The 13,688-nt window shown below is 64.9% G+C and carries 14 protein-coding genes and 1 tRNA gene; 13 read left to right on the top strand and 2 right to left on the bottom strand.

Features of this window, described 5'->3' with window-relative positions; all coding sequences use genetic code 11:
• Positions 1-133: 133 nt before the first annotated feature.
• Positions 134-763 (bottom strand): cation transporter, encoded by a 630-nt coding sequence (locus tag KOL99_RS04850; RefSeq protein WP_216509334.1) that lies wholly within the window; start codon positions 761-763, stop codon positions 134-136.
• 282 nt (positions 764-1,045) lie between these two features.
• On the opposite strand from KOL99_RS04850, the gene KOL99_RS04845 reads away from it, so the two are divergent.
• The 4 genes from KOL99_RS04845 (at position 1,046) to KOL99_RS04830 (ending at position 3,259) form a co-directional block, all read left to right on the top strand.
• Positions 1,046-1,121, top strand: a tRNA-Asn gene (locus tag KOL99_RS04845).
• A 195-nt stretch (positions 1,122-1,316) separates the two neighbouring features.
• A complete protein-coding gene (locus tag KOL99_RS04840) occupies positions 1,317-2,060 on the top strand; it encodes a hypothetical protein (RefSeq protein ID WP_216509333.1) in 744 nt (247 codons plus the stop codon).
• Positions 2,061-2,124: 64 nt separating this feature from the next.
• Positions 2,125-2,928 carry an amino acid kinase family protein gene (locus KOL99_RS04835; protein ID WP_216509332.1) on the top strand — a complete coding sequence of 268 codons (804 nt, stop codon included), beginning with the start codon at positions 2,125-2,127 and terminating at the stop codon, positions 2,926-2,928.
• Positions 2,929-3,046: 118 nt separating this feature from the next.
• Positions 3,047-3,259 carry a hypothetical protein gene (locus KOL99_RS04830; protein WP_216509331.1) on the top strand — a complete coding sequence of 71 codons (213 nt, stop codon included), beginning with the start codon at positions 3,047-3,049 and terminating at the stop codon, positions 3,257-3,259.
• A gap of 75 nt (positions 3,260-3,334) precedes the next feature.
• Here the strand turns inward: KOL99_RS04830 and KOL99_RS04825 are convergent, their stop codons facing one another.
• The gene (locus KOL99_RS04825) at positions 3,335-3,490 is read right to left on the bottom strand and encodes a hypothetical protein (RefSeq protein WP_216509330.1); all 156 of its coding nucleotides are present in this window, start codon (positions 3,488-3,490) and stop codon (positions 3,335-3,337) included.
• A gap of 146 nt (positions 3,491-3,636) precedes the next feature.
• Between KOL99_RS04825 and KOL99_RS04820 the strand changes: the two genes are divergently transcribed.
• The 9 genes from KOL99_RS04820 to KOL99_RS04780 all read left to right on the top strand — a co-directional run bounded on the left by KOL99_RS04820 (position 3,637) and on the right by KOL99_RS04780 (position 13,688).
• Positions 3,637-4,275 carry a TetR/AcrR family transcriptional regulator gene (locus tag KOL99_RS04820; RefSeq protein ID WP_216509329.1) on the top strand — a complete coding sequence of 213 codons (639 nt, stop codon included), beginning with the start codon at positions 3,637-3,639 and terminating at the stop codon, positions 4,273-4,275.
• 23 nt (positions 4,276-4,298) lie between these two features.
• Positions 4,299-5,636 carry a TolC family protein gene (locus KOL99_RS04815; protein WP_216509328.1) on the top strand — a complete coding sequence of 446 codons (1,338 nt, stop codon included), beginning with the start codon at positions 4,299-4,301 and terminating at the stop codon, positions 5,634-5,636.
• Between the two features lie 19 nt (positions 5,637-5,655).
• Positions 5,656-6,654 carry an HlyD family secretion protein gene (locus KOL99_RS04810; protein ID WP_216509327.1) on the top strand — a complete coding sequence of 333 codons (999 nt, stop codon included), beginning with the start codon at positions 5,656-5,658 and terminating at the stop codon, positions 6,652-6,654.
• A gap of 1 nt (position 6,655) precedes the next feature.
• Positions 6,656-7,669 (top strand): ABC transporter ATP-binding protein, encoded by a 1,014-nt coding sequence (locus KOL99_RS04805; RefSeq protein WP_236025765.1) that lies wholly within the window; start codon positions 6,656-6,658, stop codon positions 7,667-7,669.
• The gene (locus tag KOL99_RS04800; protein ID WP_236025764.1) at positions 7,666-8,682 is read left to right on the top strand and encodes an ABC transporter ATP-binding protein; all 1,017 of its coding nucleotides are present in this window, start codon (positions 7,666-7,668) and stop codon (positions 8,680-8,682) included. Before KOL99_RS04805 ends, KOL99_RS04800 begins: the two co-directional genes overlap by 4 nt.
• Positions 8,679-9,815, top strand: coding sequence for an ABC transporter permease (locus KOL99_RS04795; protein ID WP_216509326.1), 1,137 nt, complete (start codon positions 8,679-8,681; stop codon positions 9,813-9,815). Before KOL99_RS04800 ends, KOL99_RS04795 begins: the two co-directional genes overlap by 4 nt.
• A gap of 9 nt (positions 9,816-9,824) precedes the next feature.
• Entirely contained in the window at positions 9,825-10,955 is a 1,131-nt protein-coding gene (locus tag KOL99_RS04790; protein WP_216509325.1) for an ABC transporter permease, read from the top strand.
• 120 nt (positions 10,956-11,075) lie between these two features.
• Positions 11,076-11,618 (top strand): C-GCAxxG-C-C family protein, encoded by a 543-nt coding sequence (locus KOL99_RS04785; protein ID WP_216509324.1) that lies wholly within the window; start codon positions 11,076-11,078, stop codon positions 11,616-11,618.
• A gap of 363 nt (positions 11,619-11,981) precedes the next feature.
• Entirely contained in the window at positions 11,982-13,688 is a 1,707-nt protein-coding gene (locus KOL99_RS04780; protein WP_216509323.1) for a sensor histidine kinase, read from the top strand.

Below are 13,688 nucleotides of genomic sequence, written 5' to 3'. Positions count from 1 at the left end.
CACATTAGAAACACTACCACCCGCCACTGCCGTGCGCAAGGAAGCGACATCCTTTTTCCTACAGCAAAAGAGGCGAGAGGGTCAGGAATGAGGGGGGGAGAACAGGGTTAGCCGCCGGCTAACCAGAAGAGCTTCAACTGCAGGAGCAGGGCATGCCGCTGGCCTTGTCGAAGGCCTCCCTCCCCTCCTTGAAGCTGAACCAGGCGATGCCGAGCGCTCCGGCGGAGTCGAGCCAGCCGATGCCGGTGAGATAATAGCCGGCGCTGGAAACGAGCAGGATGACGGAAAGGTAGAGGCAGACGCGGGTGCAGGCGGCATCGGCGAGGATCGCCTGGGAGCCCAGGGCCTTCCCCACCTTCACCTTCTGCTGGATCAACAGCCACATCGAGAGTATGGAGACCAGGGAGACCACCATGCCCCAGAAGGTGGTGGTGGGCGCGTGCCGGTGAAAGGCGTCGTAGAGAGAGGTGAGCAGGAGGCCTGCCGCGAGCAGGTAAAAGCCGCCGCCGGTGATCCTGAGCGCGCTGCGCTCGAACTGGTCGGGCGCCTGGTCGGGGTTGTCGCGCTGGCGCCGCACCATGTGCCAGATACCGGCACCTGAAACCACCTCGACGAAAGAGTCCAGGCCGAAACCGAAGAGCGCCAGGGACTCGTCCTCGAAGCCGAACCAGGCGGAGACCACCCCTTCGAGGATGTTGTAGAGGATGGTGATCAGCGCCAGGAGGAGCGCGGTACGGTACAACTTTTCAAGCGGCTGGTTCATTGGGGTCCTCTGCACTGTTACTGGAAATATCGGAAGAATTGAATATATCCCGCGGGCTGGTGGAAAGTCAACGATGCGGGCATCCGCCGGTCTGACGTATCGACAGCGAGAAATGCCCCCAAATGCAAGTAATCGATTCTGCGACACTCTGAAAAGAGGGGAATATTGCCATGGAAAAAATGGCAATTTCTGTGAGAGACGCTGCAGAAATATTATTGACAGCCAAAAACCGCTATGCTATACACGTAATCTCTTCGCGGCACAGGGCGAAGAAACCAGTATTCCCGAGTAGATCAGTCGGTAGATCAGCGGACTGTTAATCCGTGTGTCGTAGGTTCGAGTCCTACCTCGGGAGCCAAAATATTCCAGGGTCACAGCGCAAGCTGCGACCCTTTTTTCGTTCCACCCGCCTGACTCCTCGCCACCCGCCCCCCCGGTCGAAACGGCCACGACGTGTCACTGTGTCGCAAACTCATCGCGCAACAGTGAACACTGCAAATTTATTGTTATAGTAATGTCCTTGCAAACACCTTCTCCTGAGAGTGTGACGGCCATGAAAGTACTGATTGCCATCGACGACACGGACAATTCTGTCAGCAGAGGCACCGGAGAACTCGCCGCGCTGATTGCCGCAGCCGTCGAGGCGAACGCCTGGGGTACGCCCGGCTTCATCACACGGCACCAGCTGCTGGTACATCCCGACATTCCCTACACCTCGCACAACAGCGCCATGTGCTTCCCGATCGAGATGCCGGCAGAGTGCCTGGAACGGGTCATCCCCTTCGCCAGCGAGTTCCTGGAGCGCGAATGCGCCGAGGGCTCCGATCCCGGACTGTGTCTCGCCGTCACCGACGGCCTCGACTCGCCGGCGGAACTGGTCGGCTTCGGCCGGCGGGCGAAGCAGGAGGTGATCCGGAAGGAGGAGGCCCTGAAACTCGCCCAAAGGCTCGGCGTGCATCTCTCCGAGCATGGCGGCACCGGCCACGGCGTGATCGGCGCCCTTGCCGGCGTCGGCTTGAGGCTCTGGGGAAACGACGGGCGCATGCGGGGGAGCCTCGCCGCTGTCCGCCCCGGGCAGGTGCTGAGCGTGCGCGAACTCCTGGAACAGCCCGACGTCGATTCCGTGCGCCGCCCCGACGGGAAGAGCATTGACCTTGCCGACCTGGTCTCCATCGCCGAGAAGCCGAAGACGGTGATGCGCGACGGGGGCTCGGTGCTGCTGGTACGTCCTGCGGAGCACCCTTCCGGCGTCGCCCTTTGGGAGACGCTGCCCCGAAGGATGTTGCGGGACTATTGACCGGTCCGGGTACGGCGACCGACATGTTATTCACTGGCAGGCTCCATCACGAGGAGGTCTATTCATGAATTTTCGGCACGAAATTGAATCGCACCTCAAGGGGGAAACCCTGGTCCGCAAGGGCCTCAAGCGCGGCGCCGGCTCTGCGACGCTGCGGCTCGTCCCCGATCTGAACGTGGTCAAGATCGGCGGACACGGCATCATCGACTACGGCCGCGAAGTGGTCCTGCCGCTTTTGGAGGAGATCGGCGAGCTGTCCCGGGAGAACCAGATCATGGTGGTCACCGGCGGTGGCGTGCGGGTGCGCCACATCCTCGACATCGGGATCGACCTCGGCATGCCGACCGGCGTTCTCGCCGAACTGGCGGGCAAGATCAGCGAGCAGAACGCGGAGATCGTGACCCTGCTCCTGTCGAAGTGGGGCGGCAGCCGGGTGAAGACCGGCGACCTCCTCGATCTCCCCACCATGCTGCACCTGAAGCTGCTGCCGGTGATCCACGGCACGCCTCCCTACGGCCTTTACGAGCACCCGCCGGAGACCGGGCTGATCCCTCCGCACCGAACCGATACCGGCGCGCTGCTCATGGCGGAGGTGCTGGGCGCGAAGAGTTGCATCCTGGTCAAAAACGTGGACGGCCTCTTCACCGAAGACCCCCGCGTCAACCCGAAGGCGGAACTGATCGAGGAGATCACGGTGGAAGATCTCATCAAGCTCGACATGGAGGACATGGTCCTGGAGCGCAAGATGCTCTATCTCTTGCGCGACATGGCCAACGTGAAGGAGATTCGCATCGTCAACGGCCACAAGCGCGGCACCGTTGGGATGGCGATCCGCAAGGAGAAGATCGGCACCTTGATCCGGGTGTGAGCGCGCCACCGACTCCGAATTAATGTGATCCTTCGACTGGTCGTACACATGATGAACCTGTATAATGAAGGCGTACCCCCTCCTTGGGGAGGAACGAAGGGAAAGGAGGCACCCTTTCATGGCGGGAAAGATCTTTTATCGGCACAGGACGAAGATGCAGGATGGGGCCCACCAGCCGCGGCACGTGCTGGTGGCGGTGGCGGACCTCGATCTCAAGGTGTACGGCCAGCACATGCGCATGTGCGAATTGAAGTTCATCGCTGAGGCACTGGGAGCGGAACTGCTCGAGTTGCCGCGCGGGCCGAAGCACCAGGGCGAAGAGGAAGACTGAACGGTTCAACAAAGCAGACGCAGGAAGGGGGTTGTCTCAGGACAGCCCCCTTCGCTTTTGATGATCTCGATTTTTTTAGTACCTGCGATCGCCGTACCCGCCGCGGTCGTCATAGTGCCTGCCGTCATGACGGTAGTTTCCGTCGTCCCGGTCGTGCCACCAGCACGGGCAACACCCTGACAGCACCGTGGTCAGGAGCAGTAACCCGAGAGACATCCATATCTTTTTCATGACCATCCTCCTTCACGTGGCACCATCTGCCAGCTTCATTTCTCGACCACTCCAGTTCCACAGCCCGATCGAGATATCAGATGCTTGACATCGCGCACAAGGTGACTTAAAGTCAAATATGACCAACGGTCATAAAGGAGGATGCCATGCCTGCCGCCAAAACGGAGAAGGAGAACCAGCCGTCCGGCCGCCAATCCGGCCGCAGGGCCAAGCGGAGCGAGGAAACCCGGGAACGGATCTTCCGGGCCGCGCTCGACCTTTTCGCGCAACGGGGGTTCAACGCCACCACCATAGAGGCGATCACCGCCGCCGCGGACGTGGGCAAGGGAACCTTCTTCAACTATTTCGAGAACAAGGAAAGCGTCCTTCTGGAGTACCGGGAACTGCAAATGGAGCGGGTCGCCGACTTCGTGGCGGCGAACCGGGAATCGGACCGGTCGCTCGCCCCGCTTTTGCTGCAACTGGCGCTGACGCTGACCATGGAGCAGGAAAAGAGCCCGGGGCTGATCCAGAGCCTGATGACCGCGGTTTTCGGCAGCGAGACGGTTCGAAGGCGCATGGCCGAGGCCATGGAAGGGAACATCCAGCAACTCTCGACGGTCATGGCGCGGCGCCAGCAGTCGGGGGAAATCCGCAGCGACCTGGATGCCTTCAGCATCGCCCAGTCCTTTCAGCGCATCATATTCGGCACCATGATCACCTGGTCTCTTAACCCGGTCGATCCACTGGAAGAGAATTTGAAGAAGAGCATCCAGGTGTTCGTAGACGGGGCCCGCTCCAAGTAGCAACAGGCGACAAAGGATACGTCATGATCGCAAAGAGTTTGAAACTGCTGACTGTTTTGCTGCTGGTCGGACTGGCGGCGAGCGAGGCGTCGGCCCAGGACTCCCCCCCCCTGGCGCTGTCGCTGGACCAGGCCATCACCCGGGGGCTCGAGACGAACCTCAACGCGGTGCTGGCCAAATCGAGGGTGGACGAGGCGGAAGGGACGCGGGAGCGCAGGCTCGCCGGCTACCTCCCGCACCTGCGCATCGAGACCCCCTTCGCCTGGCAGACCCGGAACCTGCGCGCCCAGGGGATCAGCCTCCCCAACTCCCCCGCCGTGGTCGGACCATTCACCAGCTACGACTTCCGCATCTACGGCGAACAGAGCATCCTCGACCTGCAGAGCTACCACGCCATCAAGGCGGCCGAACAGGAGAAGAAGGCGCGGCTCGCCGACTACACGGACGCGCGGGGCGAGGTGATCCGGCTGGTCACGGTGCGGTACCTGGATGCGGCCTACGCCGAGGCCCGGGTGACGACCGCGCTAAGCCGGGTGCAGACCTCGGAGGTGCTTGAGAAGCTGGCGCGCGACCAGCGCGAGGCGGGGGTGGCGGACGGCCTCGACGTGCTGCGCGCCCAGGTGCAGCTCGCCAACGACCGCCAGAACCTCCTGGTGACCAGGAACAACGCACAGCTCGCCCTGCTCGCCCTGGCGCGCAGCGTCGGCGTCGATCTCGGCACCCCCATCACCCTGACCGACAACCTCTCATTCAAGCCCCTGGAGTCCCCGCGGATCGAGCAGGCGATCCAGGCCGCGCTGGAAAGCCGCCCGGATTACCGCTCGCTCTTTGCCCAGCGTGCCGCCCTGGAGGAGCAGGCCAAGGCCTCCCGCTCGCGCTACCTCCCCAAGATCGTGGTGAGCGGCAACTACGGCACCAGCGGCCAGGAGATGAGCCGGCTCGACCCGACCGGGATGCTCCAGGTCAACATGGTGCTGAACCTCTTCGACTACGACCGCAAGGGTGAGCGCCTGGAGCTGGAGAGCAGGCTGGACCGCAACTCCCGGCAGCTCGCGGACCTGAAGCTCGGGGTGGAGCAGGACATCCGCGCGGCCCTTTTGAACCTCACCTCCGCGAACGACCAGGTGGCCACCGCGCGGGAAGGGGCACAGCTCGCCGAGCGTGAACTGCAGTACGCTGGCGATCGCTTCAGAAACGGGATTGCCAACAACATCGAGGTGGTCACGGCCCAGGACGCGCTGGCACGGGCCCGCGACAACGAACTGAACGCGCTGGCGCAGCATGCCGAGGCGAAGATAGCGCTCGCCCGCGCGTTGGGCGATACCGAGAAGGTGTACCGGCTGTTCCTGGGCATCGAATAACTGCGAGGTGATGCACGCCATGAAAAGAAAACTGATCCCCATCCTCCTGCTGGTCGCCGTGGTGGTCGGCGCCGGATACTTCTTCACCCACCGGGCCAAAAGCGACGCCGACGCCACCTCCATCACCCTCTCGGGCAACATCGAGGCGCACGAGAGCGTGGTCGGCTTCAAGGTGCCCGGACGGCTCGCGGAACTTCCCGTCGAGGAAGGGCAGCTGGTCAAGGCGGGAGACGTCCTGGCCAGGCTGGACCAGAGCGACTACCGGCAGCAGGTGCAGATCGACGAGGCGAGCGTGGGGACGCGCGAGGCCGAGTTGGGCCTCGCCACGGCCGGCAGCCGTCCCCAGGAGAAAAAGGCGGCGCAGCAGTCGGTCTTGGACGCCCAGGCGGACTACGAGCTGAAAAGGCACGACCTGCAGCGCTACCAGTCCCTCTACGAGAAGGACGAGGTCTCGGCGCAGGTGCGCGACACGGCGGCGGCCGCGTTGAAGCGAAGCCAGGCGACCCTGGAGCGGGCGAAACAGAACTACGACCAGGTGCTCGAGGGGGTGCGCAAGGAGCAGGTGGACATCAACCGCGCCGCGGTCCGCTCGGCGCGCCAGGCGCTGAAACTCTCCAGGATCAAGCTTTCCTATACGACCCTCCAGGCCCCCATCACCGGGGTGGTGCTGGTACGGCAGGCGGAGTTGGGTGAGGTGTTGACGGCCGGGACACCGGTGGCCACCATCGCCGACCTGGACCATCTCTGGATGCGCGGCTACCTGAGCGAGACCGACCTCGGCCGGGTCAAGCTGGGGCAGGTCGCCACAGTGAGGACCGACACCTACCCGGGCAAGAGCTACCGGGGGCGGGTCTCCTTCATCTCGTCCCAGGCCGAGTTCACCCCGAAGTCGGTGGAGACCCACAAGGAGCGGGTGACCCTGGTGTACCGCATCAAGATCGAGCTGGAGAACCCGGGGCACGAGCTGAAGCCGGGGATGCCGGCGGACGCGACCCTCGCCGTGGCGCCGGCCCGGTGACATGAGCGCCCCCGAGAACACCATAGAGCTCAATGGGCTCACCAAGTCCTTTCCCGGCGTCCGCGCCGTGGACGGGCTGACCTTCGCCGTCCGGCGCGGCGAGATCTTCGGCCTGGTCGGCCCCGACGGCGCCGGCAAGACCACCACCATGCGCATGCTCGCCGGCGTCATGGCGCCGGACCAGGGGAGCGCGACGGTCGCCGGCTTCGATCTTGCCCGCGACGCCGAGCGGGCCAAGCACCACATCAGCTACATGCCGCAGCGTTTCGGGCTCTACGAGGAGCTGACCGTGGACGAGAACATCCGCTTCTACGCGGACCTCTTCGGCGTGCCGCGCCGGGAGCGGGAGGAGCGCTCGGCGGAACTATTGAAGGCCGCCGGGATGGCCGAGTTCCGCTCGCGGCTGGCCGGCAAGCTCTCCGGCGGGATGAAGCAGAAACTGGGGCTCGTCTGCGCGCTGATCCACACCCCTAAGGTCATCCTCCTGGACGAGCCGACCAACGGGGTCGACCCGGTCTCCCGGCGCGACTTCTGGCGCATCCTCTACACCCTTTTGGACCAGGGGGTGACCATCCTCACCACCACGGCGTACCTGGACGAGGCCGAACGCTGCCACCGCGTGGCCCTTTTGCACGAAGGGCGCATGCTCTTTTGCGACACCCCCGCCAACCTCAAGGCATCGCTTCCCGGCGCCGTCCTCTCCATCGTCTGCGCCGACCCGCGCCCGGTCCGGGACCTCCTGGCCGGGGTCGAAGGGATATCCACCGTGATGATCGTCGGAGACGGCCTGCACCTGGTGGTCCGCGACCCGCAGCGCATGATCCCGGAACTGCGCAGCCGTATCGCCGCCGCCGGTCTCCCCTGCGACACCATCGAGCAGGTCGCCCCGTCCATCGAGGACCTCTTCGTCGAAGCGGTACAGGGCGATCAGGCAAACCAGGGCGACCAGGCAAACCACGGTGATCTTGCCGACCCGGGTCCGGGCCAACGGCGCGATCGGGGGGACGAACGATGAACGGCGCGCCCCCGACAGTCGTGGTGCGGGACCTGGTGAAGCGCTTCGGCGATTTCGTGGCGGTGGACAACATCTCCCTGGAGGCGAGTCCCGGCGAGATCTTCGGCTTCCTTGGCCCCAACGGCGCCGGCAAGTCCACCACCATCAGGATGCTCTGCGGCCTGTTGCGCCCCACCTCGGGGCAGGCCATGGTGGCCGGCCTGGACGTCGCGCACGAACCGGAGCGGGTACGGCAGAACATCGGCTACATGTCGCAGAAGTTCTCCCTGTACAACGACCTGAAGGTGATCGAGAACCTGCGCTTTTTCGCCGGGATGTACAGCGTCGCCACGGCCGAACTGAAGGAGCGCATCGGCTGGGCCATCGACATGGCGGGACTCACCGGGCGGGAGCAGCTCCTGACCGGGACCCTCCCTGCCGGGTGGAAGCAGCGTCTCGCCCTTGGCTGCGCCGTCCTGCACCGCCCCCCCATCGTCTTTTTGGACGAGCCGACCTCGGGCGTCGATCCCATCTCGCGCCGGCTCTTCTGGGAGCTGATCCACCGCATGGCCGTCGACGGGGTGACCGTCTTTGTCACCACCCACTACATGGACGAGGCCGAGTACTGCAACCGCCTGGTGCTGATCGACCGGGGCCGCATCGTCGCCTCCGGCTCCCCCTTAGAGCTCAAGGAAAAGAGCATGGCCGGGGATCTCCTGCTGGTCGAATGCGACCAGGTGGGCAAGGCCCTGGAAGAGCTGCAGCAAGCGCCGGGAGTGACCGACGCCGCCATCTTCGGCAACGCGCTGCACCTCGTGGTCGGCTCCGCCGAGCGCGCCATCCCCGAGGTGAAGGAGTTCCTCGCCGCGCGCGGCATCGCGGTCACCCGCATCGAGCGCATCCGCCCCACCCTGGAGGACGTGTTCGTGTCGCTTACCAGCCTGAACAGGGATGAAGGGGATAAAGGCGACACCCCGGCGCAAAGCGGCAAAGCGGCACCGGCAGGCGACGGCGGCAAGGAGAAGGGGCAATGATCAACTGGAACCGGCTCTGCGCCATGGCGCGCAAGGAAATGATCCAGATCCGGCGCGACGCCCGCAGCATCGGCATCGTCATCGCCATGCCCATCGTGATGATGTTCGCCTTCGGCTACGGCGTGAGCTTCGACATGAAGCACATCCCGGTCTACGTCTACGACCAGGAGAAGAGCCAGCAAAGCCAGGACTTCCTCAAGCGCTTCCAGGCCTCGGTCTATTTCGACGTGGTCAAGACGGTGTCGAGCTACCCGGAGCTGGTGCGGGCCATCGACGCCGGCTCGTGCCAGATCGGCATCGTGGTCCCCCCCGACTTCTCGAAAAAGCTCCGTTCCGGGCAGAAGGTGAGCGTGCAGGCCATCTTCGACGGCACCGACAGCAACAGCGCCAGTGTGGGGATGAGCTACACCGAGGCGGTGGCGCAGGCGCATTCCCAGCAGCTCCAGCTGGAATGGCTGCGGGGGCGCGGCCAGGGGGAGGTCCGGCTTCCCCTGAGCGTCGACGCGCGGACCTGGTTCAACGAGAACCTGGAGAGCATGGTCACCATCGTCCCCGGCGTCGTGGCCATGGTCATGGCGGTGGTGGGGACCTTCCTCACCTCGCTCACCGTGGCCCGGGAGTGGGAGCGCGGCACCATGGAACAGCTCATCTCGACCCCGGTGACGCCGCTGGAGATCATGCTGGGCAAGCTCGCCCCCTACGTGGTGATCGGGCTCGCCGACACGAGCCTGTGTGCGGTCATGGCGGTGTGGTGGTTCGGCGTCCCGTTCCGGGGACACATCTGGGTCTTCTTGCTGAGCACCCTCCTGTTCCTGGTCGTGGTGCTGTCACTTGGGTACTTCTTCTCGGTGGTGGCCAAGACGCAACTCGCCGCGAGCCAGGTCTCGCTGATCGCCACCTTCCTGCCGGCCTTTCTCCTGTCCGGATTCATGTACCCGATCGACCAGATGCCGGCCGTGGTGCGGGGCATCACCCACGCGGTGCCCGCCCGCTACTACATGGCCATCCTGCGCAACGTCTTTTTGAAGGGATCGCCGGTGCTCACCATCTGGCAGGACCTGGCCGGACTGGCCATCTTCGCCACCGTGCTCGGACTGGCGGCAACGCGGGTTTTCCGCAAGAAGCTCACCTGAGGGGGAAACATGCTGGGCCGCCTGCGCCAGATGCTGATCAAGGAGTTCCTGCACGTCATCCGCGACAAGAGGGCCAGGGCCCTTTTGTTCGGGCCGCCCATCATCCAGACGCTGGTCTTCGGCTATGCCGCCACGCTGGAGATCAAGCACGTGCCGGTGGCCATCGTCGACTACGACAACAGCCAGGCGAGCCGCGACCTCGTCTCCCGGTTCCAGGCCAGCCGCTACTTCGAGGTGCGCCGCATCGCCGACCGGCGCGAGGTCGCCGACCTCATCGACCGCAGCGAGGCGACCATGGCGCTCCAGATCAACTCGGGCTTCTCCCGGCAGTTGCACAAGGGTGAGACCGCCCACCTGCAGGTGATCGTCGACGCCAGCAACTCCAACACGGCCCTGGTCGGCTTGGGCTACGTGAACCAGGTGGCGCAGGGCTTCGCCCGCGACGTCCGCATGGCGGCCTTGCAGCGCCAGGCACCGGCCCTGGCCGCCTCCCTCCCCGAGATCGTGGTCGAGCGCCGCCCCTGGTACAACCCCGACCTGACCAGCCAGTGGTTCTTCGTGCCGGGCGTGATCGGCAACCTGGTCCTCGTGATCGTGGTGACCCTGACCGCCTTCGCCGTGGTGCGCGAGCGCGAGATCGGCACCCTGGAGCAGATCATGGTGACGCCGATACGGCGCACCGAGTTCATCCTGGGCAAGACCATCCCCTTCTTCCTGATCGGGCTTTTGGACACCGCCCTGATCAGCCTGGCCGGGACGCTCTGGTTCCGGGTGCCGCTCACCGGAAGCTTCCTGGTGCTCGCCGCCGGTACCGTCTGCTTCATCCTGTGCATGCTCGGCGTCGGCCTCTTCATCTCCACCGTCTCGGCGACGCAGCAGCAGGCCATGGTGACCAGCTTCTTCTTCATCATGCCCGCCGTCATCTTCTCCGGCTTCGGCTCCCCCATCTCCAGCATGCCGCTGTTGCTGCAACGGCTCACCTACCTGAACCCGCTCCGTTACCAGGAGGTGGTGCTGAGAAGCGTCTACCTGAAAGGGGTCGGTTTCGAGGTACTCTGGCCCCAGATGGCGGCCATGGCGCTCATCGCCATCGTCATGCTCACCGTGAGCGTGCTCCGCTTCCGCAAGTCGCTGGAGTAACGGAGCCGGCTCCCTCCCCTTAACACTTTCTATAATTCAAATACTGTGATATAAGCATCCTCTGCGGCGACGCCCCTCGAGCTGCGGCCCGCCCGGCCACCAAAGTTGCGGAGGTTTTCCATGAACAACGATGAGCACAAGGAACTGATCAGCAGGCGCGACATGTTGAAGGGCTCGCTCTGTCTGGGCGTCTGCCTGGCAGCGGGGGGACTGTCCGGAGAGGCCGGGGCGGCCGTCGACGCGAAATCCGCGGCGGCGCGCCCGGATGCCGCCAGGAAGCATTTCCTGAAATCGAAGAACTGCTCCCAGGCCATCCTGGAGAACTACGCCCCCGCCTACGGGGTCTCCCCCGAGGCTGCGCGCAACCTCGCTACCGGCTTCGCCGGGGGCCTGACCACCGGCCATGAATGCGGCGCCGTCACCGCGGCCTACATGGTGCTGGGGCTCGCCTACGGCCCCAAGGAACGGAAGGTCTTCCCGAAGGTCGAGGCGTTCAACAGGGAGTTCAAGGCGCGCCACGGCGAACTTGGGTGCTCACAGCTGCTCGGCGTCAACATGGCCACCAAAGAGGGGATGAAAGAGGCCGACAGCAAAGGGCTCTTCAAGACCCGCTGCCCCAACTTGGTGAAGAGCGCCGGAGAGATCCTCGAGAAGATGATCTAGCGTGGCCGCCGCGCCGGTGCCGTAACCGGCGCGGCCCTGCTCTCCCCATCCCGCGTTGCCACGTCCGCGCCCTCGCCCCGCCCCTCTCCAGCAGGGAGAAGGGGAACGGGAACCTCTTCCTACGCCGGTCGTCGCTGCTCCACTTCGGGCGAGGTCTTGGCCCGCCAAATCGTGGTCGATGATCCGCCGTTTGACAGCTCCGCCGCCATTGCCCACCTTTAATCCGCCAAAACGCATCTAAACCGTTGACGTAACATGTAACCGGTGTATAAAATGCCGCTCCAAAATCAGTCCTACAACGCGTAGGACGCTTGCCGACATCCGCTTCGGACGCCGCCCTTCGACCGCAGGAGCACGATGACGATGACGCAGCTGAGATTTCACTCGAAAACCCGGGCTGAATACCTGATCGCCACCGGGCGCGTCATCCTGTCGGCGTTCTTCCTGTTCGCGGTCTGGCTCGACCCTTCCGAGCCGTCCCGCTACGCCGGGACCACCTACGGCATCCTCTGCGGCTACGTGATCTATTCGCTGCTGATCGGGGCACTGATCTGGCGCAAGGGGTTCGGCTGGGGCCCGCTGAACCTGGTCACCCACAGCATCGACCTCCTCGTTTTCGCCTGCCTCATGTTCCTCACCACGGGCCCCAACAGCCCGTTCTTCGTCTACTTCATCTTCATCCTGGTCTGCGCCACCTTCCGCTGGCAATGGCGTGGCACGCTCTGGACCGCCGTGGCGGCGATGTCCATCACCGTCCTGCTCGCCTGCTACCCGGCCAACCTGCTCCTGGACCAGAATTTCGAGCTGAACCGCTTCATCATCCGCATCGCCTACCTCGCCGTCGTGGCCGGCCTGCTGGGTTACCTCGGGGCCTACGAGGAGTCGATGCGGGAGATCCTCGCCATGCTGTCCCAGTGGCCCAGGGAAACCCTCCCCGAGGAGCCGGGAGCGGACGGCCAGGGGATGCTCGGCCACGCCGCCGCCATACTGAGGGTGCCGCGGGTGGTGCTCCTGTGGGAGGAGGAAGAGGAGCCCTGGCTGCACGTGCTTTGCTGGACCCCCGAGGGGTGCCGCTACGAATGGAAGGAGCCCGGTGTCTTTGGCGACATCGTGGCCGAAGGGCTGGAACGGGCGAGCTTCTTCACTCGCGATGCCGGCTCCGGCCGCGCGCTGGTGGTCTGCAACACCGTGGGCGGGCTGCAGCAGCGCCACTGCGCCGCGCTGCACCCGGAGCTCGTGAAAGCCTTCAACATCTGCTCCGCGTGCGTCTCTCCCCTGGACGGTGAGAAGATCTCGGGCTACCTGGTCGCCCTGGACCGTGGACACCCCACCCCTGACGACCTGGTTCTGGGTGGGATCGTCGCCCACGAGATCGCCGCCCGGCTCGACCACGCCCTGCTCCTGAAACAGCTGCAGCAGGGGGCGGCGGCCGACGAGCGCCTGCGGCTCGCCCACGACCTGCACGACGGACTGCTCCAGTCGCTGGCCGGGGCTGGGCTGCAGCTGGCGACGGTGAACCGCCTGATCGACAGTGACCCGGCCGCCGCCCGGGAGAGCATCGGACAGGTCCAGCAGCTGCTCGCCTCGGAGCAGCGGGACCTGAGGATGCAGATCAACGATATGAAGCCCCTCTTCTCCCGGCGCAAGACCGAGGAGTTCGGCCTGACCAAGCGGCTGGAAGAGCTGGCCGGCCGGATCAAGCGGCAGTGGGAGGTCGCCTGCTCGGTCACCTGCCACCCCGCCACGCCCCGGTTGCAGCGCGGCACCGAGCGCGAGATCTATTTCGTGGTGCACGAGGCGCTGATCAACGCGGTGCGTCACGCGGAGGCCACGACGCTGCGCGCGGAGATCCGCTTCGACTCGCAGTGGGCGCACATCGCCGTGATCGATGACGGGCGCGGCTTCGGTTTCCTGGGGCGCTACGACCAGGACCAGCTGAGCGACCTGAAACGCGGCCCGGTGACGCTCAGGGAGCGCATCGACGCGCTCAACGGAAAGCTCGTCATCGATTCCAGCGAGTGCGGCGCCCGCATCGACATCACCCTGCCGCTCACGGAACTAGGAGGCTAA

The sequence above is a fragment of the Geomonas azotofigens genome (assembly GCF_018919395.1).
In the GTDB taxonomy this organism is placed as follows: Bacteria; Desulfobacterota; Desulfuromonadia; order Geobacterales; family Geobacteraceae; genus Geomonas; species Geomonas azotofigens.
This window is presented reverse-complemented; position numbering and strand designations above follow the sequence as displayed.

Bases quoted from the DNA above. Each gene is read 5' to 3' on its own strand.
- KOL99_RS04850 (WP_216509334.1), bottom strand. From the start codon at position 763: ATGAACCAGCCGCTTGAAAAGTTGTACCGTACCGCGCTCCTCCTGGCG.
- KOL99_RS04840 (WP_216509333.1), top strand. From the start codon at position 1,317: ATGAAAGTACTGATTGCCATCGACGACACGGACAATTCTGTCAGCAGA.
- KOL99_RS04835 (WP_216509332.1), top strand. From the start codon at position 2,125: ATGAATTTTCGGCACGAAATTGAATCGCACCTCAAGGGGGAAACCCTG.
- KOL99_RS04830 (WP_216509331.1), top strand. From the start codon at position 3,047: ATGGCGGGAAAGATCTTTTATCGGCACAGGACGAAGATGCAGGATGGG.
- KOL99_RS04825 (WP_216509330.1), bottom strand. From the start codon at position 3,490: ATGAAAAAGATATGGATGTCTCTCGGGTTACTGCTCCTGACCACGGTG.
- KOL99_RS04820 (WP_216509329.1), top strand. From the start codon at position 3,637: ATGCCTGCCGCCAAAACGGAGAAGGAGAACCAGCCGTCCGGCCGCCAA.
- KOL99_RS04815 (WP_216509328.1), top strand. From the start codon at position 4,299: ATGATCGCAAAGAGTTTGAAACTGCTGACTGTTTTGCTGCTGGTCGGA.
- KOL99_RS04810 (WP_216509327.1), top strand. From the start codon at position 5,656: ATGAAAAGAAAACTGATCCCCATCCTCCTGCTGGTCGCCGTGGTGGTC.
- KOL99_RS04805 (WP_236025765.1), top strand. From the start codon at position 6,656: ATGAGCGCCCCCGAGAACACCATAGAGCTCAATGGGCTCACCAAGTCC.
- KOL99_RS04800 (WP_236025764.1), top strand. From the start codon at position 7,666: ATGAACGGCGCGCCCCCGACAGTCGTGGTGCGGGACCTGGTGAAGCGC.
- KOL99_RS04795 (WP_216509326.1), top strand. From the start codon at position 8,679: ATGATCAACTGGAACCGGCTCTGCGCCATGGCGCGCAAGGAAATGATC.
- KOL99_RS04790 (WP_216509325.1), top strand. From the start codon at position 9,825: ATGCTGGGCCGCCTGCGCCAGATGCTGATCAAGGAGTTCCTGCACGTC.
- KOL99_RS04785 (WP_216509324.1), top strand. From the start codon at position 11,076: ATGAACAACGATGAGCACAAGGAACTGATCAGCAGGCGCGACATGTTG.
- KOL99_RS04780 (WP_216509323.1), top strand. From the start codon at position 11,982: ATGACGCAGCTGAGATTTCACTCGAAAACCCGGGCTGAATACCTGATC.